Source organism: Haloactinopolyspora sp. (assembly GCF_027324685.1).
Taxonomy (GTDB): domain Bacteria; phylum Actinomycetota; class Actinomycetes; order Jiangellales; family Jiangellaceae; genus Haloactinopolyspora.
Window position 1 is genome coordinate 1 of the sequence record NZ_DAHVSH010000156.1, and the last position, 23089, is coordinate 23089.

The window sequence follows — 23089 nt, forward strand, 5'->3', positions numbered from 1 at the left end:
TTCCTTGCGTGCCCTGGCCTCGCGGCGGAACAGTTCATCGGTCTTGGTCAGCACCAGCGTGTACGGGCTGCCGAACTTCCAGACCTGATGGCTTACCGGCAGTTCGCCGGCCCTGATCTGGTCGGCGACGTGCTTGCGGCGGGCCTCGGCGAGCGGCCACTCCAGTGTGCGTTCCCCGCGGTCGGCGAGGAATCCGCCGAGCGTGCCGCACAGGTCGCAGCCGCAGCCTCCGGGCCAGGGGACCGACCAGTCGTCGGCGGGACGCGCCGGGCGCCCGGTGATCGCGACGAGCCGGCGCTCGCAGTCCCGGGCCAGCGCCGCGAGCGCCGCGCTCGGTCCGGTGCCGGCCGCCCGGAGCATCGGCAGCAGGCAGGCGAGCACGTCATCGTCGTGCGCCCGCAGCACGGCCGCGATCTCGTCGGCCAGCGGCGTGCCGTCCGCGGCCGCAAGCAGGCCGGCCAGTGGCCTGCCCAGGTCGGCGAGGCGCTTACGTCGTTCGGCCGGTGCGGGCTGGTTGAGCCAGAGCCGGATGTCACCAGCCAGCCAGCGCCACGACGCAGCGAGCAGCCGCCCGGCGGTGGCCTCCGCTCCGGCGTCCCGCAGCGCCGCGGTGAGCCCGGGCAGGGCGCTGACCCAGTTCGCGCGGTCTGGCTGTCCGGTGGTGTGCCACCTGACCCGTGAGCTGAACCACGCATCCAGGAGGCTGCGGTGCCACGTCTCGTCGTACCGCGTGACAAGCGCCGCCAGCCCATCCGCGTGCACCGGGTTGACCCACTCGACCGGGAACGGCCGCAGCAGCATGAGCGCGATGTCGGGATCCGCGAGTCCCGCGGCGACGTTCAGGGCGGGCGCGAGCAGACCGGGCTCGGGCGCATTCCAGAATGGCGCGACGGACTGGGCGTCGGCCCGGGCACTCGCCAGTTCGCCAGCGTCCAGGCGGCCGCTGAGCTCGGCCAGCGCCCACGACGGCGACGCCTCCGCCCGAGCCGCGAATGCGTGCGTTCTCGGCCACACGATGATCGCTGCCCGCCGGTACCAGCGGTCGATCGTGTTGCCGTAGTTCCCCATGTAGCCCGTGTACTCGGAGTCGTAGGGCTTCAGGGCCGCCGACGGCGTCGACGCGCACACCTGCTCATCCGGCACGTAGAGGGAGATCGGCGCGCCGCCGGGCGCCGCGGTCCACCAGTTCAGGGTCAGCTCAGAGTTGATCCGGTGGGCAGGTTCCGCGGCACGGCCGCGGCGTTCCGGCTCGGCGTCCCAGGTCTCGTTGATCTCACAGAGGGCGAGCACCGCCTCGCAGTCCGCGTCCTGCGCGGCGGCCAGCAGGAGCGAGGCCCGCTCGGCGTCGGCCCCCTTGAGCCGCTCCCAGCTCAGCCCGCGCTGGGTGTACTCATGGTCCAGCAGGTAGACGAGCCGGCTTGGCGGCTCCTGGTCATCGCCGTCCCACCGGGAGACCCTGGTAGTGAAGTGCTCGGCAAGGTACCTCGCGGCCAGCTCCGACGGGCCGGCCGGTGCCTCGCCGGCGGAGGCGTCGGCCAGCAGCAGGTTGAAGGTGTAGGTGACCCGGTAACCGGAGCGCACCGGCTTGACCTCATGGCGGCAGTCGGCGTAGAAGGCGGTCATCGTCACCTCGGTCGCGGACCCCCGGTACACCGCGCTCTCGGTATTGTGCCTAACGACGAGTTCCCCGCCGGTGTGCGACGACGGCAGCGACACCACGAGCGTGCCGACCATCGCGTCGTCCTGCTCAGAGTCCTGATGCGGCAGGAAGAACTGCCCCTTGCCGTACACCAGCAGCGCGTGCGGCTCGGCCCGCAGTCGCGCTCCGGCCGGCAGGCCAAGCTCGTCATGCATCTCGGCCAGGATCGCGTCCCAGTCCAGCCCGGTCAGCGTCACCTGGTCCGGCGTGATCTCCCAGGTGTCGCGCACGCTCAGGTCCATCAGCGTCTGCTCGCCCCGGCCGAACCGGGCCGGCCGCGCGCTGGCGATCATTTTCTTGGCCTGCGCCGCGAGGACGGGGAGGCTGATCGGTCCCGCACCCGCCACCGTCAGCCCGATGTTCCTCGCGGGAAGTGACAGCTGGGCGCTGAAGGCGGCGGGCGGGCGTGACCCCGCGAGCACCCGCGCCAGCCGCTCTCTCGGGGTGATCGGCATCCGGTTCTCCTGCCAGCCGCGTGCTATCGGTGAGCCAGGCTACCGCGCCGCCCGCTGTCAGGGCGGGTAGCGAAAGCGGGCCAGTCACCGGACCTCGGCATGGCACGTGGCCGCACTCGGCCGACACGAACAAATACCCCAACGGGTATACACTCGCGTTGGTCAACCACGAGAAGGAGTTCTCTCATGTGTCATGCCGTCAAGTGCCGGACCTGCGGGAAGACCACATGGGCCGGATGCGGCCAGCACGTTCAGCAGGTCATGCGCGGGGTGCCCGCGTCCAAGCGCTGCCCCGGCCACCCGCGCGAGCCCCGCGGGGGCGGCTTCTTCAGCCGGATCTTCGGAGGCCGCTCCGCGTAGCGGCCACTGGCGGCCGGGCCGCGGCAGGACCGGTTCGGCGCCGGGAGTGCCCGGCCTGGGCCATCCCCAGGCGATGACGTCGGCCGCGAGGAACGGTTCGCTGGCCACGGCCACCGGGGTCACCCCGGCGAACGCCAGGACGTCCCGGTGCAGGTGGGACTGATCGGCGTAGCCGCGATCGGCCGCGACCCCAGCCGGGTGCTGGCCTGCGGCCAGGGCATGGACGGCGTGGTCGAAGCGGACCAGCCTCGCGGCGCGCTTGCCACGCAGTGGCGGGCAAGTCAGGCGACGGTCAGCGCGAAGCGATCCTCCCGGGAGGACAGGTCGCCGAGCCGTCCGATGAGCCGTGCCGCGTCCTGGCTGCACAGATCGTCGAGTGTCACCACGGACCCGTGCAGGCTCGGATCCGGGTTCGGATACCGGGTCAGCGGCCGTGCAGCGTCCAGCGCCGGAGTAGATCTAGGTCGCGAACGCAGAAGCCGTGATGCGCCCATTCCTCATTCAATACCACGTGGACGCATTCGAGCACCGACTTCCCCTTGGCATACGGCGGCCATCCTGGCCCAGTCGGCACGGGAGCGGGCGCTGAGAGTTCATCGGGTGTCACGGCCGACAGCCAGCGTTCTAGCTCGGCACCCTGCGCGTCGCGCACCGCCAGCACCTCGTGCAGGCTTGGGGCTGCCGCCCGATCCAGGCCCTGCGCTTCCTGATCAGGGACGGCCTCGCTCGCCAGTCCGATCGCCGTGAACAGCGCGGTCGATCCCAGGCAGCAGCGACGGAACCACGAGTCGTGCACGAACACCAGATGGCGCAGCGTCTCCACTGCCGACCACTCGCCGCCGACGCGCTGATGCTCGGAACCTTCGGGCAGGCCATTGGGCCGGCCGAGCGTGGCGGCCCAGTCGGCCCGAAGCTGCCGGAAGCCCCGCAGCAGTTCGGCCGGATCGGCGGAGCCGATCAGCCGCCGCGCTGGATACCGCCGGTCGAGTTCGGCCTCGACGTACGACGTCACCTCTACTCCGTTGACCATCAGGTTGCCCACCAGTCCGTCGATGACGGCGTCCTGCATCACCACCCCGATCAGACGCGCGCGAGTCAGGTCACACTCACGGAATTCGGCGTCGGTTAGGTCCTGGTCCACAAATCTCGTCATGCGCGCAGTATCCGCTAGGGTGCGGACACTCGCGCGCCTCTCCGACCAGCGGTGCCCGGCATCATGAGGGGCGACTCGGCAGGTCCGGTCAGGGCGTGAAGGACCGGGAGTACTCGCAGCCGTCCCGATTCACGCTGATCACCCGGCCATCAACCAGCGGACCGGCCGTCAGCCGCTCGGGCAGCCAGTCCTCCGCGCCTATCCGGAACACCCCCGGCGTCACCTCGATCAGTGGCTCCTCCGCACCCGGCGCCTCTACACCGCCAGGTGCCGCCAGCCAGAGCGCGCCCGCACGGACGAACACCCGGAATTCCGGATACCAGGGCGAATAGCACCGGTAGTGACCTTCCAGCGCAGTCCACAACTCCGGTACCTGCCGTTCAGCCGCGAACTGGCTGGCGGCCCCGCCGGGATCCTGGCTGGCACCATCACCGCCATCCTCGCGGTATACGACTGGCCCCCAGGTCCAGAGTGGCTGTCCGGCCTGCACGGCCGGGGTCAGCGCGAAGCTGCGCAGATCCGGATGGTCCGTGGCGTAAGTGCCGGTCAGCAGGCGGAATAGGCGGCCTTCCCGCTCGCGGCAGGACACCACCACCGTGCCGCCAGGACCGCCGAGGACCGCGATCCGGGTCGGTCTGCCGGGCAGGTAAGGTGCCACGAACCGACCCAGCGGAAGTGGGCTGGCCTGCGCCATCTCACGCAATCGCACGACCGGGTCGCCCGACGGGAGCGCCGGCTCCGGGCCACCGGCCAGCCTGGCCAGCAGGTCGGTGTGCGCTGCTCGGGCGATCAGCTCGGCGTGTGCGTTCCCGCCGTCGGCGTTGGTAAGGACCACGACGCCCAGCCCTGCCGAGGTGTCGGCCAGCAGGAACGTAGAGTAGCCGACCATGCCGCCGCCGTGAGTCAGGCACAGGTTACCGTCGATCGTGTCCACGCCGATGCCCAGGCCGTACCTGGTGGCGGTTAGCGGAGGCACCCCTGGCAGGTCGGGCCCGGTCCCGGCATCCGGGGCCAGCGACGCTGTCATGGTCGCAACCACCGACTCATCAACGACCTGGCGCTGGCCGACCCGGCCGTGGTCGAGCAGCAGCATGGCCAGCCGAGCCAGGTCCGGCCCGGTAGCGGCGATGTTGCCATCAGCCGCCGCCAGTTCGAACCACGGGGCCGGAACCAGCGGGTCACCGGGTAGCCAGATCCGATCCTGACGGGCAGCGATGTATCCGGTTGCGAACCTCGGCCGGTCAGCGAAGGTTATCGCCGGTGCCGAGCTGGTCATGCCCATCGGTGCAAGCAGCCGATCTGCGACCAACTGGCCGAGCGGTTCGCCCGCGGCTGCCTCAAGCACGAGTCCCGCGATCTGAAACCCGAGATTGGAGTAGTGAAAGTGCGCCGGGCCCGGATCGACCGCGAGTTCACGCAGCCGCCAGATCTGAGCGAGGTCATCGGGCACTGCATCCGAGCCAATCACCAGGCCCGCGGTGTGGCTGAGTAGGCTCCGCAGCGTTGCCGGGCGGGCACCGACGCCAAGGTCGAGCCACGGCAGGAACCGGCTGACCGGTTCGTCCAGCGACAGCCGGGACTCGGCGGCAAGCTGGCCGGCCAGCAGCGCGGTGAAGACCTTGCTGATCGATCCGATCTGGAACAGGTGATCTGCCTGCATTGGCTCGCCGCGACCTAGGTCTGCGTGGCCGAAGGTGACCTGCCCGAGCGTTGCGCTGCGGTCGGCCAGCACGATCACACCGCCGGGAAGCGGCGCGTGGCCGGGCAGGTCCCGTGCGAACGCCCCGATCCGCGCGCAGGTCAGCTCCGCGGCCAGGGCGACATGACGGTCAGCGGGCATGGCCGCCCGATCTCGTGCCTCCGCCGCTCGTCCGCCTGGTACCGCATGTGGTCGTCATGTTCAGGCAGTATGCAGCCCAACCGGGCAGGCTGCTAGCGCCACCCGGCCACGGCCGGCCATCGCGACCCTGTCCTCTTCTTTAGGATTACCGCATGCGATTCGGAATCTTTGTACCTCAGGGATGGCGACTGGACCTGGCCGGTATCCCGGCGGCGGACCAGTGGGCCGTGATGCGCAATCTTGCCCAGGCGGCCGACGTCGGCCCGTTCGAGTCCATCTGGGTCTATGACCACTTCCACACCGTTCCGGTGCCCACCGACGAGGCCACCCACGAGGCCTGGTCCTTGATGGCAGCGTTCGCTGCCGTCACCAGCCGGGTGCGGCTCGGCCAGATGTGCACCTGCATGGGCTACCGCAACCCGGCGTACTTGGCGAAAGTGGCTGCGACCACCGACATCATCTCCGGCGGCCGGGTCGAGATGGGCATCGGCGGCGGCTGGTACGAACACGAGTGGCGCGCCTACGGCTACGGGTTCCCGCGCGCCGGTGAACGCCTCGGGATGCTCGACGAGGGCGTGCAGATCATGCGGCAACTGTGGAGCACGGGTAACGCGACGCTCGACGGCAAGTACTACCAGGTCGACGGCGCCATCTGCCGGCCGTTGCCGCTCCAGGACGGCGGTATCCCGTTGTGGATCGCCGGTGGCGGCGAGAAGGTCACGCTGCGCATCGCCGCCAAGTACGCCAGGTTCACCAACTTCGCCGGGACGCTCGACGGCTTCCGGCACAAGTCGTCCATCCTCGAGCAGCATTGCCGCGAGGTCGGCACCGACTTCGATTCGATCACCCGCTCGGCTGACTACAACGTGGTGATCGGCGAGACCGAGGGCGAGGTCGAAGATCAGCTGCGCCAGATCGAAGACTCCTACCTGCGGGTGCAGAGCCAGGAGGCGGCCGAGCGCAGCATGCGCGCCTACCGGAACAGCCCCACCGTCGGCACGCCGGAACAGATCACCGAGCAGCTGAAGGCGCTGTACGAGGCCGGCATGACCTATGCCATCTGCTACTTCCCCGAGGCCGCGTACACCCTCGACCGCGTCGAGATGTTCCAAAAGCAGGTCATCCCCGCGCTGAGCTGAGCCGCTCGGTGGTCGGAGCGTCAACTCCGGTCAGCACGCGTGAGGTCAGCAAAGAGGAGTACACGACCGACGTCGTCACGCCGCCCAAGGTGGCCAGCCGCCCGGTGAGCTCCTCGAGATGCCGCATCGACCGGGCCGCGACTTTGAGGACGAAGCAGTCGTCCCCGGTGACGTGGTGGCATTCGAGGAGCTCCCGGGTGTTCTTCAGTTCCGCACGCAACGGCCGGTAGTTGCCCGTGGGGTAGCGCAGTCGAACGAGGGCGAGAATCGGGTAGCCGACGCGTTCAAGGTCGAGTTCGGCGCGGAATCCGACGATCACACCACCGTCGACCAAGCGACGCAGCCGGTCGGCCGTGGCCGTCGAACCGAGGCCCACCCGGCGAGCCAATTCCGCGACCGGTAGCCGCGCGTCGTGTTGAAGGTGCTCGAGAATGCGCCAGTCGAGCGCATCGAGTGATATCGGCGATTGCCCGGTCATGCCGCGATGCTAGCGGCGATACCACGGTTCGGTGGCTGTCTTCGCCGTGAGTTCGACCTTCAATCGGTGCTCGGTAGCGCCGTAGCGTCGCCGCTATGCCGAATCTTCGCCAGACCGACCGTTCCGCCGTCACGTCCACGCCTCCAGGACCACCCCAAGCGGCGGTGGCGCACTTCTCGACGCTGTCGATGTTCGAGACCGACTGCTTCGACGTCAACGACGCCACGAGGCGCGCAGCGGTCGACTTCGTCCTGCTGGACGTCCGGAGTCCCGAGCTGTTCGCTGCCGGTCACCTGCCCGGTGCAGTGAACCTGCCCCACGGCCGGATCGTCGAACGTAACCTCAGCCGCTATCCCGACGACACCGTGTTCGTCGTCTACTGCGCCGGACCGCACTGCAACGGCGCGGACAAGGCGGCGCTTCGGCTCGCGCACCTCGGCCGGCCGGTCAAGAAGATGATCGGCGGTGTCACCGGTTGGCTGGACGAGGGCTTCGAGCTCGAGACCGGCACGGATGATGGCGGTCTCGAGGGTGTGCCCGGCGCAGGGGGATGAGACACCACGAGGCGTACTGCGGCATCAACACCCTTGCATGGGTGGTGCAGCAGGGAATTGCCTACTGAACATGATCATTCAGAACACGGGAGAGGAGGGTGGGATCGGCGTTGCCGCCGGTGACGACGGCGACGGCGTTGCCGTAGCGCTGCGGGTCGGCGAGGTAGGCCGCGGCGGCCAGCGCCCCGGTGGGCTCGGCCACGACCCGACTGCGCGCGGTGACCAGCGCCATCGCTTCGAGAATGGCGTCGTCGGGGACGGTGACGACTTCGTCGACGTGGGCCTGGATGTGCGGCCACGTCACTTCGCCAACCACCGGCAGCCGCACGCCGTCGGCGATGGTCCGGTAGGTCAGCGCGGTGTCCCACGCGATCCGCTCTCCCGCGGCCATGCTCTCCGCCAAATCGGCCGCCAGTTCCGGCTCGACCGCCACGACACGGACGTGAGGCGCCAAGGCCTTCATCGCCACGCCGATCCCGGAGATCAGTCCGCCCCCGCCCACCGGGACCAGCACGGTATCGAACTCGAGATGGTCCGCAGCGATCTCGAGCCCGACGGTCCCAGCGCCGGCGATCACGTCGCGATGATCGAACGGCGAGATGAACGCCAGCCCGGACTCGTCCCGGAGCTTGTGTACGGTGCTGTCGCGCTGCGCCGGCGGAACCATGACCACGTGTGCGCCGAGTGCCTTGGTCGCCGCGACCTTCACCGGTGCAGCGGACTCAGGCATCACCACCGTCGCGGCAGCCCCGTAGGCCTGGGCCGCCCACGCCAGCGCCTGGGCGTGGTTCCCACTGGAATGCGTGACCACGCCACGCGCGCGCTCCTGCGGATCGAGGGCGGCGACGGCGTTGAGCGCACCGCGCACCTTGAACGATCCGGTGGGCTGCAGGCTTTCGGGCTTCAACGCCAGGCCGCCGGCCCACGGAGCCGACAGCAACGGTGTGCGCAGCACCTTCCCCGTGATCCTCGTGGCGGCCCGACGTACATCGTCGATGGTGACCAGATGGGTTCGGGTAGGCAAGACTCGTGCCGCCTTTCGAGCCGGGGACCGTCTGAAGCCCCGACATTATGGCGCACGAGAGGCGGTGCGAATCAGACGGTCTGGGCCTGCCACATCCAGTACTGCTTCTCCAGGTCCTGCAGGAGGTCGAGCAGGATGTCGTTGGTGACAGGGTCGGGCTTCTCGACGTCGGCGGCCCGCTGACGCAGCCGCTCGATCATCTCCGCATAGATCCGGACGAACGTCGCCACGACATCGTCATCGCGCACCCACCCGGCATCGACCGGAGTGACCCGGGTCTCCTTGGCGATGGTCGTCGCCCGCGCATCGGCGGGCACACCGATGGTCGCCGAACGCTCGGCGATGGTGTCGGCGTACGCGCGCGCCGTGGCCACGACCTCGTCGAGTTGGAAATGCACGTTGCGGAACCGCGGGCCCGTCACGTTCCAGTGCGCCTGTTTCGCGACGAGAGCGAGGTCGACGAGATCGACCAGAGTGTCGTGCAAGCACATCGCCGTGACTTCCAGAGAGTCATCGGGCAGCGGGCTCTTCATGGTTGTCATGGACCCTCCTCGGCTCGGAGCCTATTGCTAGCGTGTACCCACGACGCACGATCCGCAATCGGCCGACTGTGGGCTGCAGAGGCGAGCTCAGGCCGATCCAGCCGCGGGCTCGTGCGTCTCCTGGCGGAAGTCGATGGTGCGGCCTTCGAACCGGGTGGAGATGACCAACGTGGTCCGGGTGCGCGCCACGCCCTCGATGCCCACCAACCGCCCCAGCAGCCGTTCGAGGCTCTCCACGTCGGGCACCCGCACCTTGACCATGTAGGCCTCGTCGCCGGCGATGAACCAGCAGTCCTCCACGCCAGGGACGTCGGCCAGCCGCTCCCCCACCTCGCCATGGGCGACGGAGTCGGCCAGGACGAGGCCGATGAGCGCGGTCAGCCCCAGCCCCAGCGCGGCCGGATCGACACTCGCGCGATACCCAGTAATGACACCGCGCTCCTCCAGCCGGCGCACCCGTTCCTGCACGCTCGGCCCGGACAAGCCGACCAGGCGCGCCAGTTCTGCATAGGAGGCCCGGCCGTTGGCCAGCAACGCCTCGACCAACTTCGCATCCACGGTGTCCATCGGCTCCATCCTGCCTTCCGCCTACTCACCACGGCTCACGTGGTCAGCGTCACCCCGCACGAAGTGGCATCAACATCGACTTCCTCCTTAAAATATAAGGCCGTACCTCGCTTCATCAAACGAATCGTAGATCAATCGATCCAAGGGAGAACAGTTGTACAGCCTGGAGTTGGCCCACGCCCGTCTCGAGGAACTTCGTCGTACCGCCGCCCGTGAGCGCCAGGTCGCCGAGGCCCGGGCAGGACGGCCCCGTCGGCGTCGTCGGTTCTTCAGCTGACCGACGATCTCGCGCTCGCACGAGGCAGGCGCTTCGGCGCTTCCCCGACGTGCGAGCGCCGGATCAGCGCCGACCGACCCGGCGCGGCGGCGTCGTCGTGTTCGCCCCGACCGACGTGCGCCGCGCCGGACAGCTCACCTAGGCTGGAAGCTTCGACGGACGTTCGCCCGAGGAGGTCTCACGGTGGGTCGGGTACTACCGATCGTGATTGCGATCGCGCTGCTCGTGTATGCGCTGATCGACTGCTTGCAGACCGAGTCGGGCAGGATCAAGGCGTTGAATCGGTTCGCCTGGTTGGCCATCATCGTGCTGGTCCCGGTCATCGGGCCGCTGCTGTGGCTGTTACTGGCGAAGGCTCGCCCGGGTGGTCAGCCCGAGGCGCCGCCGCGGCGCGAGCTCGCGCCCGACGACGACCCGGAGTTTCTGCGGCAGTTGCGTGAGATCGACGTCGAGCACGAAAAGATGCTCGGCGACTGGGAGGCCGACCTCCGCCGCCGCGAAGAAGAGCTACGCCGCGGCGAGGACGACGACGAATCTCGCTGACCGCGCTCGGCGTCGTCCGCCCCGCGCCGGCTGGTCGGCCACTGGCTGGTCGGCCCGGATGGCGCCGGTCACAGCCCGCCGTAGGAATGCAGTCCGTTGAAGAAGACGTTCACGCCGAAGTAGCTGAACAGCACGGTCGCATAGCCGATCAACGCCACGACCGAAGCGCGCGAGCCCTTCCATCCGGCCGTAGCACGCGCGTGCAGGTAGGCGGCGTAGGCCAGCCAGGTGATCAGCGCCCACACTTCCTTGGGATCCCAGTCCCAGTACCGGCCCCACGACACCTCGGCCCACACGGCGCCCAAGATGAGCGGCCCGAACGTCCAGATCGGGAACGCGACGGCCGTGAGCCGGTACGCCAGTCGGTCGAGCGCACCTGCGGATGGCAACGACGCCCCGAACCCGTGCGTGAGCCCGCGGGTGGCCGAGCGTTCGGCCACGATCTGCAGCGCGGCGACCACCGCTGAGATGGTGAACAGCCCGAACGCCACGACGGCACAGCCGACGTGGATGACCAGCCAGTACGAGTCAAGGGCCGGAACCAGCGGACCAGGCGGCACGTACAGCACCGTCACCGCCAGGCCCAAGGTGAGGAACACCAGCAGGACAGCCCAGACCGCGATCGCCCGCCCGGCAGCGGTGCGTGCCAGCATCAGGAACACCACCACGGCGACGAGCGAGCCGGTGATGGAGAACTCGTACATGTTGCCCCACGGCGTACGGCCCGTGCCGACTCCACGCATCACGACCCCGGCCGCCAGCACCACCGTCGCCAGCACCAATATGCGCTGCCCGAGAAGGCCCATGCGCTCGGCGCGCTGCTCGACGTCACGAACCGGCTCGGGCTGGGAGTGCACCGTTGCGGTCGGCTCCGAACCACCCGGGCCTGACGCGGCCGCGGTGACCAGCTCCTGCTGCGGTACGGCGGCTTCGGCCGCCATCCGACGCAACCGGCCACGCAGCCCTGCTTCGGCACAGAACGCCAGCCACGCGCCGAGGTAGACCAGCATGGCGGCGGCAACGATGTACCGGCTCCACTCGGCCACGGCGTCGAGGTCCATCAGCTCTCCTTCTCGTCGTACGAACCGCTCAGCCGAAGGAGCAGTCCGTCGGTGATGGCACCGACCTCGTCGGCGAGATGATCGTCGGCCGACGTTTCAGCCCGGTGCAACCCGGCGACTTCGACTACGGTACGCCCCTGCGGACCGACGTCGGCACGCACCCAGGCCCGGCGCCTGCGGACGTAGAGCGAACCCATCAGGCCGATGACGGCGGCGACGGCGGCCACGAGGGCGATCTCTTTGCCGGAGTTGCGACTGATCTGCAGATTGACCCAGGTCACGTAGCCGTCGAAGGTGATGTAGCCCGCACCGCCCGGCAGCTCGACCGTCTCACCTTGGCCCAGCGCCGCCCGGAACGGCTCACCGTTCGCGCCTTCGAACTGCTCCATGTCGTCGAGATCGAGCCGGAACACCGACTGCGGCGTGCCGTCGTCGAGCCCGAGGTTGCCGTGGTAGGCGGTCAGGAACACCGCCGGGTTGCGTGCTTCCGGGAAGACCGAGCGAGGCCCGTTCTCGTCGAGGACGGCCGTGGGGTAGAACACACCTTCGATCCCGATGTCCTCGCCCTGTTCGGGCGGCACCTGGACCTTCACGACACCGGTCGAGGTGAAGTTGTCGTCCTGGGGCAGAAACGCCACCGGCCCCTCGGCCAGGACCGTGCCGTCGGCGGAACGGACAGTGAACGCAGGCGCGTAGCCGGGATTGAGGATGTGGATCAAGCTACCGCCCACTTCGAGCGGCTCGTTCACCCGGATGGTGCGCTGCTGCGGCTGCGCGCCCGGCTCGGGGACGAAAGTCACCTCGGCCGCGTACTCCTCCGGGAGTCCCTGCTGGTGGCCGGAGTCCACGAAGTCCATGGTGAACGATTCGACGTCGAGGCTGAATGGCGGGAGGTCGGACTGATCGAACATCGGGCCCGCGGACAGGTTGTCGAACTGGATGACCTGATTGGTGAACCCTGCGCCCTCCGGCACCAAGACCGTCGCCCGGTAACCGAACAGACCACCGCCCGCCACGGCCAGCAGCACGACGACGACGGCGAGATGGAAGATCAAGTTGCCGGTCTCGCGCAACGACCCGGCTTCGCCGGACACGGCGCCGTCGCCGCGGTCGGCCGCCAGCCGAAACCGGCGCGAGCGCAGTTCGGCCCGGGCGAGGCCGAGCACCTCCTCGGGCGACGCGTCGACTTCCACCCGCCGGTAGGCGGGCATGCGCGACAGCCGGCGCGGCGCGCGCGGCGGCTGTGTTCGCAGTGCCTTGACGTGTTGCCAGGTGCGCGGCAGGATGCAGCCCACCAATGACACGAGCAAGGCCAGGTAGATCGCGGCGAACCACGGCGCGGCGTACACGTCGAACAGGCCGAGCCGGTCGTACCACTCGGACAGGCCGGGGTTACGGGCCCGAAAGTCTCGCACGGCCAGCGGGTCGGTGTCGCTCTGCGGGATGATCGAACCCGGTATGGCCGCGACTGCCAGCAGGAACAGCAGAATCAACGCCACCCGCATGGAGGTCAGCTGCCGCCAGATCCAGCGGGCGAACTCCACCCGGGTCAGGCCGGGCGCCCGCGCGTCACGTTTCACACCGCCACCTCGAATCCGCCGATCCAGGTCTGCATCGACGTCATCAGCTCGCTCCAGACGCCGGTGACCAACAGCACGCCGAGGACGATGAGCATGATCCCACCCGCGCGCATCACCGCCAGCTGGTGCTCACGGACCCAGCGCAGCACGCGCAGGGCACGCTGATAGGCCAGCGCCGCGATCAGGAACGGCAGTCCCAGCCCGAGACAGTAGACGAACGACAGCAGCGCTCCCCGCCCGGCGCTGGCCTCGTCGAAGGCCAGGAACTGCACCGCCGAGAGGGTCGGGCCGATACACGGGGTCCAGCCGATGCCGAACACCGCGCCGAGCAACGGCGCACCGGCCAGGCCCACGGCCGGACGCACGTTGGTGTGCCAATCGCGCGACAGGCCCGGCAGCCAGCCGGCGAAGATCAGCCCGAGCACGATGGTCACCACCCCCATGACCCGCGTGATGACGTCGCCGTGCTGGACGAACACCCGGCCCAGCCCGCCGAACAGCACCCCGTACGACACGAAGACCACACTGAACCCGAGCACGAACAACGCCGTGCCGAGCAGCACTCGGCCCCGGTGAGCGGCGCGGAGCTCGGCCCCCGACAGCCCGGTCACGTAGCCCAGATAGCCCGGCACGAGCGGGATCACGCACGGCGACAGGAACGACACCAGCCCGGCCAGCGCCGCCACCGGCAGCGCCAGCGCGAGCGAGCCGGTCAGGATGGTGTCGCCGAACGTCTCAGTCACGTGGCCGACGTGTCCTCCGCTGCGATGTCGGACACCATCTGCCGCAGCGACGTCTCGGTGATCGGCCCCACGACCCGGGCAGCGATGCGCCCGGCGCGGTCGATGACCAGCGTGCTCGGGATCGCCTGCGGCGGGATGGTGTCGCGGAAGGCCAGCAGAGCTTCGCCCTTGGGGTCGTAAACACTGGGGTAGGTGATGCCGAACTCCTGCTCGAACGCCTGGGCGGGGCCCTCCGAGTGGTCGCGGGTGTTCACGCCCACGAAACGCACGCCCTGATCGGCGACGGAGTCGTAGACCGCCTGCAGCTCAGGCGCCTCCTTGCGGCACGGCGGGCACCACGAGCCCCAGACGTTGAGGACGACGACGTCGCCGTCCGCCTCGGCGAGGTCGAACGTGCCGTCACCGCCCAGCAGGGGTCCGCTGAACTCCGGCGCGGCTTCTCGCTCGGCCGGCGGATACGTGGCGACCGTGCCGTCTCCCTCCACGAAGCCGGACCGGTCGGCGTCGTCGTCCCGCTGGACCTGGCCGTCGCTGCATCCGCCGGCCAACAGCACGGCCAGCGCGGCCGCGGCGGTCATCGCCCGGGTACGCCAGCGCTGCATCATGCACCTGCCGTGAACTCGTCGCCCAGGTCCGGGACGAGGTCGGCGGCAGGCTCGCTGTACGCGACGGACACGAGCGTGTCGCCGTGGAAGGTCACCGTGGTGAGGCTGGCCAGCGAACATTCGCGCCGCCGGGGGTCGTGCCAGAGCCGCCGACCCTCCACGAAGCTGCGAAACGTCCAGATCGGCAGTTGATGCGAGACCAGCAACGCCTCATGTCCGGTCGCTGCGACCCGGGCATCGTCAACCGCAGCGCGCATCCGGGCGGCGATCTCCACGTAGGGCTCGCCCCACGAGGGGCGGAACGGGTTACGCAGATGCCGCCAGTGCCGGGCGCGGCGCAGCGAACCATCGCCGACGCCGAAGGTCTGGCCCTCGAAGACGTTGGCGGCCTCGATCAAGCGGTCGTCGATGCCGACTTCGAGCCCCAGGACTTCGGCGACCGGGGCGGCCGTCTCCCGCGCGCGTTCCAACGGTGAGCTCGTGAGCGTCACGATGTCGCGCTCGGCGACGGATTCGGCGACTCGCTTCGCCATCGCCCGGCCGAGGTCGGACAGGTGATACCCGGGCAAGCGGCCGTAGAGCACGCCGCGCGGGTTGTCGACTTCGCCGTGGCGCAACAGGTGGACCTTCGTCAGCTCGCTCACGTCTGGCTCCCGGCCCGGGCGGCGGCTTCGGCGGCCGCCGGCAGCGCCTGGGCGATCCGGTCGATCGCACGCTCGTCGTGTGCGGCGCTGACGAACCACACCTCGAATGCCGACGGCGGCAGGTACACCCCGGCCTCGAGCATGGCGTGGAAGAACGCCGCGAACCGGGCGGTGTCGCAGGCCTTGGCCGCCGCGAAGTCGGCGACCGGGCCCTCGGCGCCGAAGAAGACGCTGAACAGGTTGCCCGCGTACTGCACGACGTGGTCGACGCCCTGTTTCGTCAACGCCGCGCCGACGAGCTCCCCGATCGTGGCGGCGTGGGCGTTCAATGTCGCGTACACCGACTCGCCGGCCAGGCGCAGCGTGGTCAGCCCGGCCGTCGTCGCCACCGGGTTCCCGGCGAGCGTGCCGGCCTGGTAGACCGGACCGGACGGCGCCAGCTGGGCCATCAGGTCGGCGCGTCCGCCGAACGCCGCCGCCGGGAAACCGCCGCCCATGACCTTGCCGAAGGTCGTCAGGTCGGCGGCGACGCCGTCGATGCCGTACCAGCCCGAACGCGAGACCCGGAAGCCGGTCATCACCTCGTCGAGGATCAGCAGCGCACCGGCGGCATGCGCGGTGTCGCGCAGGAAGGCGTTGAAGCCGTCCTGCGGCGGGACCGCGCCCATGTTGCCCGCGGCCGCTTCAGCGATGACACAGGCGATCCGGTCGCCGTGCTCGGCGAACACGGCGGTGACGGCGTCGCGGTCGTTGTACGGCAGCACGATCGTGTCGGCCGCGCTGGCCGCCGTGACGCCGGGGGTGTCGGGCAGCGCCAGCGTGGCCACGCCACTGCCGGCCGCGGCCAGCAGCGCGTCCACGTGCCCGTGGTAGTGCCCGGCGAACTTCACCACGACGTTGCGTCCGGTGGCCCCGCGGGCCAGCCGGATCGCGCTCATGGTCGCCTCGGTGCCGCTGGACACCAGCCGGACCTGGTCGACGCTGGTGCGGGCCACGAGCTCTTCGGCCAGTTCGACTTCGGGACGGGTCGGCGTGCCGTAGGACGTCCCGAGATCGACCTGGGCACGCACCGCCTCGACGACCTCCGGGTGAGCGTGGCCGAGGATCATCGGCCCCCACGAGCCGACGAGATCGACGTACTCGTTGCCGTCCACGTCGTACACGTACGGCCCTGATGCCCGTTCGACGAACCGGGGGGTGCCGCCCACGGCGCGGAAGGCCCGCACGGGTGAGTTGACCCCTCCGGGCGTGACAACTCGCCCGCGGTCGAACAAGGCCGCGCTGACAGGAACCACGTTGCTCACCGGGTCATTCTCGCAATCCACCACCTACGATGCCGGACCGGGGCCATCGAGGCGGCAAATGATCATGTTCACTAGGTATTCGCCTGCTACACCACCGGTGTACAGGTCTTGGCGCGACAAAACCACTCGTGGTGCCACCCAGCCCCAGCCCGCTCCCGCAGGGCTTGACAGAACCCGCGCCCCCTCGCAGACTCTCCCTCGATCGTGAGAGCGCTCTCACACCCACGAGCAGGGAGGCATCCAGTGCGCACCACACGCTCGGCCCGCGTAGCGGGTCTCGCTGCGATCGCGTTGACGGCGGCAGCCTGCGGCAGCGGAGACAGCGGTACGGCCAGCGACGACGACGGCGTCATCGAGCTGACCGTCGCGACCTTCAACGAGTTCGGCTACGACGAGCTCTACCAGGAGTACATGGACGCCCACCCGAACATCCGGATCGTCGAGCGCAAGGCCGGAACCGCCGAGGCGGCCATCGAGAACCTGCGGACCAAGCTCGCCGCCGGCTCCGGGCTCTCCGACATCGAAGCCGTGGAAGAGGCGTGGATGGTGGGATTCCTCGCCCAGGCGGACAAGTTCCACGACCTGCGCGACTACGGCGCTGACGACATCGCCGACCGCTGGCTGCCCTGGAAGTTCGAGGCCGGTACCGCGCCCGGCGGCGAGGTGATCGGCTACGGAACCGACATCGGCCCCATGGCCCTGTGCTACCGCCGCGACCTGTTCGAACAGGCTGGGCTGCCCGCTGACCGGGACGTGCTCGGCCCGATGATCACCGACTGGGCCAGCTACTTCGACCTGGGCGTGCACTACGTCGAGGCCATGGGCGAGGGCTACGCCTGGTACGACACGGCAGGCAACATCTTCCAGGCGATGCAGAACCAGTTGGAGGTCGGCTACTACGACACCGACGACAATCTCGTCGCCGCCGAGAACGACGCCATCAAGGCGAACTTCGACGCCGTCGTCACGGCGAACGAGGCCGGCTTGTCGGCCAACCTGCAGACGTGGTCCGAAGACTGGGCCAAGGCGTTCCAGACCGACGCCTTCGCCACCCTGCCGTGTCCCAGCTGGTTCCTCGGCGTCATCGAGGGCAACGCCAAGGGCCGTGAAGGAACGTGGGACGTCGTCGACGCCTTCCCCGGCGGTGGCGGCAATTGGGGCGGCTCGTACCTGACGGTGCCGAAGCAGACCGACCACCCGGAAGAGGCCGCCGAGCTGGCCGCCTGGCTCACGGCGCCAGAGCAGCAGGTCAAGGCGTTCGTCGCCAAGGGCACCTTCCCCAGCCAGGTCGAAGCGCTCGAATCGGCGGAGCTCGCCGAGATGACCCACCCGTTCTTCAACGACGCCCCGACGGGCACGATGTTCGTCAACCGGGCCCTCGCCGTGGGCGAAGCCCAGTACAAGGGTCCGCGCGACGGCGACGTGAACCAGGCGCTGCAGAACTCGCTGCGGCGCATCGAGGACGGGTCGCAGGAGCCTGACGCCGCCTGGGAGCAGTTCCTCGAGGACGCCGAACGAGTGGGCTGAGGTCGTCGATGCCAACGGTCGCCGCACCGGAACACACCGCCGGCGTCGCGACGCCGCAACCGTCGGACCGTCCAGGCTGGCGGCAGCGGCTCAGCCGCGCCGACGTCACGTACTCGCCGTACCTGTACATCGCGCCGTTCTTCGTGCTGTTCCTGGTCGTGGGGCTGATCCCGCTGGGCTACACGGCCTGGGTCTCGCTGCACGACTGGCGCCTGGACAGTACCGAGCGCAGCTTCGTCGGGCTGGCGAACTTCGCCGACCTGCTGGACGACGAGTACTTCTGGAACGCCCTGGGCAACACGTTCAGCATCTTCGTGCTGTCCAGCGGGCCCCAGATCGTCATCGCGCTCGGGCTGGCCGTGCTGCTCGACAGCGGCATCCGGGCACGGTCGTTCTGGCGGCTGGCGGTGATCCTCCCGTACGTCGTCACGCCGGTGGCCGTGGGCATCATCTTCGGCAATCTCTTCGGCGACCGGTTCGGGCTGATCAACACCGTGCTCGAGGGCATCGGCTCCGGTCCGGTCCAGTGGCACGCCGACACGCTGCCTTCGCACCTCGCGATCGCCAGCATGGTCAACTGGCGCTGGACCGGTTACAACGCGCTGATCTTCCTCGCCGCCATGCAGGCCATTCCGCGCGAGCTGTACGAGGCGGCGGTCGTCGACGGCGCCAACGCCTGGCGGCGGTTCATCTCGGTGACCATCCCGATGCTGCGCCCGACGGTGATCTTCGTGGTGGTCACCTCGACCATCGGCGGGTTGCAGATCTTCGCCGAACCGCTGATGTTCGACTCCCAGCCCGGCGCGGTCACCGGCGGATCGGACCGGCAGTTCCAGACCATGACCTTGTACCTGTACGAACGAGCCTTCCGGAACCTGGACCTCGGCGCAGGATCGGCCGTCGCCTGGTCGCTGTTCCTGATCATCGTCGTGTTCGCCCTGCTCAACTACCTGCTGACGCGGCGGATCGCCTCGGCCGGGGAGGCTCGCCAGTGACCGTGACGACCATGAGCCAGCCGCGCCGGGTCCGGCGCGGCGCCCGGCGTGCCCCGCTTCACCGGCCGGGGTTTCTCACCTACGGCCTGCTGACGGCGTTCCTGCTGGGTTCGGCCTTTCCCCTGTACTGGTCGTTCCTGGTGGGCAGCCATGACCCGTCGGTGGCCCAGTCGAGCATCCCGCCGCTGATCCCGGGTGGCAACTTCTGGTCCAACGCCTCCCGCGTGGTCGACACCATCCCGTTCTGGAAGGCGTTGGGCAACAGCCTCATCGTCTCGGGCACGGTGACGTTGTCGGTGGTGACCTTCGCCACCCTGGCCGGGTACGCGTTCGCGAAGCTGCGCTTTCGTGGTCGCACCGGGCTGTTCGTCTTCGTCATCGCCACCATGACGGTGCCCACCCAGCTGGGCGTGATCCCGCTGTTCATCGTCATGTCCGAACTGGGCTGGGCAGGAACACTGTCGGCGGTGATCGTGCCGAACCTGGTCACCGCGTTCGGCGTGTTCTGGATGCGCCAGTACATCGTCGGTGCCGTGCCGGACGAGCTGATCGAGGCCGCCCGCGTGGACGGGTGCTCGATGATCCGGACATTCTGGCACGTGTGCCTGCCTGCCGCCCGCCCGGCCGCAGCCGTGCTGGGTCTGTTCACGTTCATGACGTCGTGGACGGATTTCCTGTGGCCGCTGATCGCGCTGAACGCCGAGAATCCGACCATCCAGGTGGCGTTGGAGAAACTGCAAAGCGGGTTCTACGTGGACTACTCGCTGGTCTTGACCGGTGCCGTCCTGGCCACGATTCCCCTGTTCGTCGTGTTCCTGGTGGCGGGTCGGCACCTGGTGTCAGGCATCATGCAAGGAGCGGTCAAGGGATGACGGCACCAGCGCCAGGTCGAGCCGGGAGGCGGACGTGACTTCGGGGGAGCCGACGCATCTGCCCACCTTGGAGGAGGTGGCCCGCGTCGCCGGGGTGTCTCGGGCGACGGTGTCGCGCGCCATCAACGGCGGATCGCGGGTCAGCCCGCAAGCCCAGGCCGCCGTCGACCGTGCGGTCGCGCAACTCGGGTACACCCCGAACCGCGCGGCGCGGTCGTTGGTCACGCGACGGACCGACTCCGTCGCGCTGCTGGTACCCGAAACCGGCGCGCGGTTCGTCTCCGACCCGTTCCTCACCGGCGTCTTGCAGGGAGTGACCACAGCGCTGGCCGGCACCGAGTTGCAATTGGTGCTTCTGGTCGCCCAGCATGCCGGCGACACGGCTCGCCAACTGCGGTACCTGCGCTCCGGGCACGTCGACGGCGCGCTGGTCACGAGCCATCACGGGAACGACGAGCTGGCGCTGGAGATGTCGCGGCTCGGGCTGCCGTTCGTGTTCGGCGGACGGCCGTTCGATCCCGACTCCGTGGCCGTGCCCTACGTCGACGCCGACAACGTCAACGGCGGCCGACTGGCCGCGGAGCACCTGATCGGTACCGGCCGCCGCCGCCTGGCCACCGTCGCAGGCCCGGCCGACATGTCTGCTGCCGTGGATCGACTGGACGGCTGGCGGCGTGCCCTCGAGGAGGCCGGGCTGCACGCGGACGCCGTCGAACACGGCGACTTCACCATCGACGGCGGAACGGCGGCCATGGAGCGGCTGCTTCGCCACCACCCCGACGTCGACGGTGTGTTCGTCGCCTCCGACCCCATGGCCAGCGCCGCACTGCAGGTGTTGCGCAATTTCGGTCGTCGCGTACCGGACGACGTTGCCGTGGTCGGCTTCGACGACACGATGCTGGCCACCACGACGACCCCGCCGTTGACGACGGTGCGCCAACCCGCCGAAGAGCACGGCGAGCGGATGGTCGAGATGCTGCTGGAACAGTTGGCCGGCAGCCCGCCGCGGCTCGGCGGCGAGATCCTGCCGGTCGAACTGATCGTGCGCGAGTCCGCCTGAACGGCGAGCCCGGTGAGCGCTGGGGTGGTTCGCGTCCATGGTGCGGACGGCATCGGCGAGCAAGGCGCCAGCGAGTCCGCGGGCGAGGACGCGAACCATCCCCATCGATCACGTGAACCTGTGCTCAGCGCCTGGCCTCGACCGCTTCCTCGACCCGCTTGCCGAGCGTCTCGTCGACGTTGCGCCAGTAGGTGTACACGCGCTGGCGCAGCTCGTCGCGGGTCACCTTGCCCACGTGCCCGGCGATGTTGTCCACCAGCCGGTCGCGAGCGGCGTCGTCGAGCACCTCACGCACCAGCGTGCCGGCCTGGCCGAAATCGTCGTCCTCGGCGTGCAGGGACGCCGCGGCCCGGACCAGCTCGCCGTCGGCCTCCCAGCCAGCATCGCCCACGAGCGACGGATCTGCTGCCGGCCCGCCGACGCTGTTCGGCGCGTACACCGGGCGCTCCGGCGACGCCCAGGAGTAGCGCATGGCGCCGTCCTTGGAGTACGAGTTCGTCTCCACCTTCGGGGCGTTGACCGGCAGCTGGGCGTAGTTCGTACCGACCCGGTAGCGATGCGCGTCGGCGTAGGAGAACACCCGGCCCAGCAGCATCTTGTCCGGGCTGGCCGCGATGCCGGGGACGAAGTTGCTGGGCTCGAAGGCGGCCTGCTCGATCTGGGCGAAGTAGTTCTCCGGGTTGCGGTCGAGCCGGAGCGTGCCGACCTTGATCAGCGGATAGTCGCCGTGCGGCCACACCTTGGTCAGGTCGAACGGGTTGAACCGGTAGCTCGCAGCGTCGGCGTAGGGCATCACCTGGACGTAGAGCGTCCAGCTGGGGTGCTCCCCGCGCTGAATCGACTCGTAGAGGTCACGCAGGTGGAAGTCGGCGTCCTCACCGGCCAGCTGGTCGGCCTCGGCGCTGGTGAGGCACTCGATGCCCTGATCGGTCTTGAAGTGGTACTTGACCCAGAACCGTTCACCGGCGGCGTTGATCCACTGGTAGGTGTGCGAGCCGTAGCCGTTCTGGTGCCGCCAGGTGCGCGGCAGCCCGCGGTCACCCATCAGCCACGTGACCTGGTGCGCGCTCTCCGGCGAGAGCGTCCAGAAGTCCCACTGCATGTCGTTGTCGCGCAGGTTGGAACCGGGCAGTCGCTTCTGCGAGCGGATGAAGTCGGGGAACTTGATCGTGTCGCGGATGAAGAAGATCGGCGTGTTGTTGCCGACCAGGTCGTAGTTGCCCTCGGAGGTGTAGAACTTCAGCGCGAATCCGCGGGGATCGCGCCAGGTGTCGGGGCTACCCTGCTCGCCGGCGACGGTGGAGAACCGCGCGAGCGCCTCGGTGCGCGTACCGGGCTGGAACAACGCCGCCTTGGTGAACTGGCTGACGTCTTCGGTGACCTCGAGCACGCCGAACGCTCCACCACCCTTGGCGTGCACGACCCGTTCGGGCACCCGCTCACGGTTGAACTGAGCCAGTTTCTCGACGAGGTAGTGGTCGTGCAGGACGATCGGGCCGTCCGCTCCGACGGTCATCGAGTGGGCATCGCTGGCGACCGGTGCACCCGCGTTGGTGGTCGTGTGCGGTGTGGAGCTCATCCATTCTCCTTGATCAACGATGTTTCAGTGGACTCGCTGGTGTGGCATCGGGCGCACGTCCCCCAGAACGTCACCTCGGCTTCGTCGACGACGAACCCGTGCGTCGGGCCGGGGTTGAGACAGGGCACGGCCTCACCGGCACATTCGACGTCGGCGACGACGCCACATTCCCGGCAGACCATGTGGTGGTGGTTGTCGCCGACCCGGGTCTCGTAGCGAGCCGGTGAGCCGGCCGGCTCGATCCGGCGGACCAGCCGAGCCTCCGTCAGCGCGTGCAGCACGTCATACACGGCTTGGGTGGACACGGCTCCGAGCGATTTTCGTACCTGCCGGGCCACGGTGTCGGCGTCCGCGTGCGGCGTGCGCTCGAGCGCCATGACCACACCGATGCGAGGTGCTGTGACCCGCAGCCCGTGCGCGCGCAGCCGGGCTGCGATCTCGGCATGGAGCTGATCATCGGGCACGCCCATGATCGTGCCGGATAATCT

Annotated in this window: 22 protein-coding genes and 1 pseudogene; 7 read left to right on the top strand and 16 right to left on the bottom strand. The window is 69.2% G+C overall.

All coding sequences use genetic code 11. The annotated features are described in order from the left end of the window. The 4 genes and pseudogenes from M6444_RS16870 to M6444_RS16880 form a co-directional block, all read right to left on the bottom strand. A partial coding sequence (locus M6444_RS16870) for a 2OG-Fe(II) oxygenase (RefSeq protein WP_298330001.1) occupies positions 1–2154 on the bottom strand: 2154 nt, incomplete at its 3' end. A gap of 426 nt (positions 2155–2580) precedes the next feature. Beyond that, a pseudogene (locus tag M6444_RS23060) lies at positions 2581–2775 on the bottom strand (AraC family transcriptional regulator); the annotation flags it as partial. 163 nt (positions 2776–2938) lie between these two features. Continuing rightward, positions 2939–3667 (bottom strand): DinB family protein, encoded by a 729-nt coding sequence (locus M6444_RS16875; protein WP_363326408.1) that lies wholly within the window; start codon positions 3665–3667, stop codon positions 2939–2941. An 88-nt stretch (positions 3668–3755) separates the two neighbouring features. Then, entirely contained in the window at positions 3756–5507 is a 1752-nt protein-coding gene (locus M6444_RS16880; RefSeq protein WP_298330007.1) for a serine hydrolase domain-containing protein, read from the bottom strand. A 152-nt stretch (positions 5508–5659) separates the two neighbouring features. Here M6444_RS16880 and M6444_RS16885 point away from each other — a divergent pair, with 152 nt between their 5' ends. Next, entirely contained in the window at positions 5660–6646 is a 987-nt protein-coding gene (locus M6444_RS16885; RefSeq protein WP_298330010.1) for an LLM class F420-dependent oxidoreductase, read from the top strand. Here the strand turns inward: M6444_RS16885 and M6444_RS16890 are convergent. Next, positions 6627–7124: an Lrp/AsnC family transcriptional regulator gene (locus M6444_RS16890; protein WP_298330013.1), complete on the bottom strand. Its 498-nt coding sequence runs from the start codon at positions 7122–7124 to the stop codon at positions 6627–6629. The genes M6444_RS16885 and M6444_RS16890 overlap by 20 nt on opposite strands. 95 nt (positions 7125–7219) lie before the next feature. Here M6444_RS16890 and M6444_RS16895 point away from each other — a divergent pair, with 95 nt between their 5' ends. Continuing rightward, positions 7220–7678: a rhodanese-like domain-containing protein gene (locus M6444_RS16895; RefSeq protein ID WP_298330016.1), complete on the top strand. Its 459-nt coding sequence runs from the start codon at positions 7220–7222 to the stop codon at positions 7676–7678. A gap of 61 nt (positions 7679–7739) precedes the next feature. On the opposite strand, the gene M6444_RS16900 is transcribed toward M6444_RS16895, so the two are convergent. The 3 genes from M6444_RS16900 to M6444_RS16910 form a co-directional block, all read right to left on the bottom strand. After that, on the bottom strand, positions 7740–8633 hold the full coding sequence (locus tag M6444_RS16900) for a pyridoxal-phosphate dependent enzyme (RefSeq protein ID WP_298330019.1): 894 nt from the start codon (positions 8631–8633) through the stop codon (positions 7740–7742). Between the two features lie 140 nt (positions 8634–8773). Then, complete coding sequence (locus M6444_RS16905; RefSeq protein WP_298330022.1) at positions 8774–9244, bottom strand: DNA starvation/stationary phase protection protein; 471 nt, start codon at positions 9242–9244, stop codon at positions 8774–8776. An 87-nt stretch (positions 9245–9331) separates the two neighbouring features. Next, positions 9332–9811 (bottom strand): Lrp/AsnC family transcriptional regulator, encoded by a 480-nt coding sequence (locus tag M6444_RS16910; RefSeq protein ID WP_298330025.1) that lies wholly within the window; start codon positions 9809–9811, stop codon positions 9332–9334. Positions 9812–10271: 460 nt separating this feature from the next. On the opposite strand from M6444_RS16910, the gene M6444_RS16915 reads away from it, so the two are divergent. Next, positions 10272–10631: a PLD nuclease N-terminal domain-containing protein gene (locus M6444_RS16915; protein WP_298330027.1), complete on the top strand. Its 360-nt coding sequence runs from the start codon at positions 10272–10274 to the stop codon at positions 10629–10631. A 68-nt stretch (positions 10632–10699) separates the two neighbouring features. Here M6444_RS16915 and ccsB read toward each other — a convergent pair whose 3' ends face one another. The 6 genes from ccsB to hemL are packed head-to-tail and all read right to left on the bottom strand — an operon-like array spanning position 10700 to position 16559. Further along, positions 10700–11692: a c-type cytochrome biogenesis protein CcsB gene (gene ccsB, locus M6444_RS16920; RefSeq protein ID WP_298330029.1), complete on the bottom strand. Its 993-nt coding sequence runs from the start codon at positions 11690–11692 to the stop codon at positions 10700–10702. Then, positions 11692–13272, bottom strand: a complete 1581-nt coding sequence (locus M6444_RS16925; protein WP_298330031.1) for a cytochrome c biogenesis protein ResB — start codon at positions 13270–13272, stop codon at positions 11692–11694. The genes ccsB and M6444_RS16925 overlap by 1 nt, the downstream gene beginning before the upstream one ends. Further along, positions 13269–14015 carry a cytochrome c biogenesis protein CcdA gene (locus M6444_RS16930; protein WP_298330033.1) on the bottom strand — a complete coding sequence of 249 codons (747 nt, stop codon included), beginning with the start codon at positions 14013–14015 and terminating at the stop codon, positions 13269–13271. The genes M6444_RS16925 and M6444_RS16930 overlap by 4 nt, the downstream gene beginning before the upstream one ends. Continuing rightward, a complete protein-coding gene (locus M6444_RS16935) occupies positions 14012–14620 on the bottom strand; it encodes a TlpA disulfide reductase family protein (protein ID WP_298330035.1) in 609 nt (202 codons plus the stop codon). Before M6444_RS16935 ends, M6444_RS16930 begins: the two co-directional genes overlap by 4 nt. Then, positions 14617–15264, bottom strand: coding sequence for a histidine phosphatase family protein (locus tag M6444_RS16940; RefSeq protein WP_298330038.1), 648 nt, complete (start codon positions 15262–15264; stop codon positions 14617–14619). The genes M6444_RS16935 and M6444_RS16940 overlap by 4 nt, the downstream gene beginning before the upstream one ends. Beyond that, positions 15261–16559 carry a glutamate-1-semialdehyde 2,1-aminomutase gene (gene hemL / locus M6444_RS16945; protein WP_363326409.1) on the bottom strand — a complete coding sequence of 433 codons (1299 nt, stop codon included), beginning with the start codon at positions 16557–16559 and terminating at the stop codon, positions 15261–15263. The genes M6444_RS16940 and hemL overlap by 4 nt, the downstream gene beginning before the upstream one ends. A gap of 252 nt (positions 16560–16811) precedes the next feature. On the opposite strand from hemL, the gene M6444_RS16950 reads away from it, so the two are divergent. From M6444_RS16950 to M6444_RS16965, 4 genes are read left to right on the top strand one after another with little or no spacing between them, the layout of a single operon-like run. After that, positions 16812–18095, top strand: a complete 1284-nt coding sequence (locus M6444_RS16950; RefSeq protein WP_298330045.1) for an extracellular solute-binding protein — start codon at positions 16812–16814, stop codon at positions 18093–18095. Positions 18096–18103: 8 nt separating this feature from the next. Further along, entirely contained in the window at positions 18104–19090 is a 987-nt protein-coding gene (locus M6444_RS16955; protein ID WP_298330047.1) for a sugar ABC transporter permease, read from the top strand. A gap of 11 nt (positions 19091–19101) precedes the next feature. After that, positions 19102–19962: a carbohydrate ABC transporter permease gene (locus M6444_RS16960; protein WP_298330049.1), complete on the top strand. Its 861-nt coding sequence runs from the start codon at positions 19102–19104 to the stop codon at positions 19960–19962. Between the two features lie 34 nt (positions 19963–19996). Then, positions 19997–21022: a LacI family DNA-binding transcriptional regulator gene (locus tag M6444_RS16965; RefSeq protein WP_298330051.1), complete on the top strand. Its 1026-nt coding sequence runs from the start codon at positions 19997–19999 to the stop codon at positions 21020–21022. A gap of 124 nt (positions 21023–21146) precedes the next feature. Here the strand turns inward: M6444_RS16965 and M6444_RS16970 are convergent, their stop codons facing one another. Together M6444_RS16970 and M6444_RS16975 are read right to left on the bottom strand one after the other, a co-directional pair. After that, complete coding sequence (locus M6444_RS16970) at positions 21147–22601, bottom strand: catalase (protein ID WP_298330054.1); 1455 nt, start codon at positions 22599–22601, stop codon at positions 21147–21149. Continuing rightward, positions 22598–23065: a Fur family transcriptional regulator gene (locus M6444_RS16975; RefSeq protein WP_298330057.1), complete on the bottom strand. Its 468-nt coding sequence runs from the start codon at positions 23063–23065 to the stop codon at positions 22598–22600. Before M6444_RS16975 ends, M6444_RS16970 begins: the two co-directional genes overlap by 4 nt. Positions 23066–23089: the final 24 nt, after the last annotated feature.

Excerpts from the sequence above, each read along its gene's own strand:
- M6444_RS16885 (WP_298330010.1), top strand. The coding sequence starts at position 5,660 with ATGCGATTCGGAATCTTTGTACCTCAGGGATGGCGACTGGACCTGGCC.
- M6444_RS16905 (WP_298330022.1), bottom strand. The coding sequence starts at position 9,244 with ATGACAACCATGAAGAGCCCGCTGCCCGATGACTCTCTGGAAGTCACG.
- M6444_RS16960 (WP_298330049.1), top strand. The coding sequence starts at position 19,102 with ATGAGCCAGCCGCGCCGGGTCCGGCGCGGCGCCCGGCGTGCCCCGCTT.
- ccsB (WP_298330029.1), bottom strand. The coding sequence starts at position 11,692 with ATGGACCTCGACGCCGTGGCCGAGTGGAGCCGGTACATCGTTGCCGCC.
- M6444_RS16875 (WP_363326408.1), bottom strand. The coding sequence starts at position 3,667 with ATGACGAGATTTGTGGACCAGGACCTAACCGACGCCGAATTCCGTGAG.
- M6444_RS16895 (WP_298330016.1), top strand. The coding sequence starts at position 7,220 with ATGCCGAATCTTCGCCAGACCGACCGTTCCGCCGTCACGTCCACGCCT.
- M6444_RS16880 (WP_298330007.1), bottom strand. The coding sequence starts at position 5,507 with ATGCCCGCTGACCGTCATGTCGCCCTGGCCGCGGAGCTGACCTGCGCG.
- M6444_RS16955 (WP_298330047.1), top strand. The coding sequence starts at position 18,104 with ATGCCAACGGTCGCCGCACCGGAACACACCGCCGGCGTCGCGACGCCG.
- M6444_RS16935 (WP_298330035.1), bottom strand. The coding sequence starts at position 14,620 with ATGATGCAGCGCTGGCGTACCCGGGCGATGACCGCCGCGGCCGCGCTG.
- M6444_RS16890 (WP_298330013.1), bottom strand. The coding sequence starts at position 7,124 with ATGACCGGGCAATCGCCGATATCACTCGATGCGCTCGACTGGCGCATT.
- M6444_RS16910 (WP_298330025.1), bottom strand. The coding sequence starts at position 9,811 with ATGGACACCGTGGATGCGAAGTTGGTCGAGGCGTTGCTGGCCAACGGC.
- M6444_RS16970 (WP_298330054.1), bottom strand. The coding sequence starts at position 22,601 with ATGAGCTCCACACCGCACACGACCACCAACGCGGGTGCACCGGTCGCC.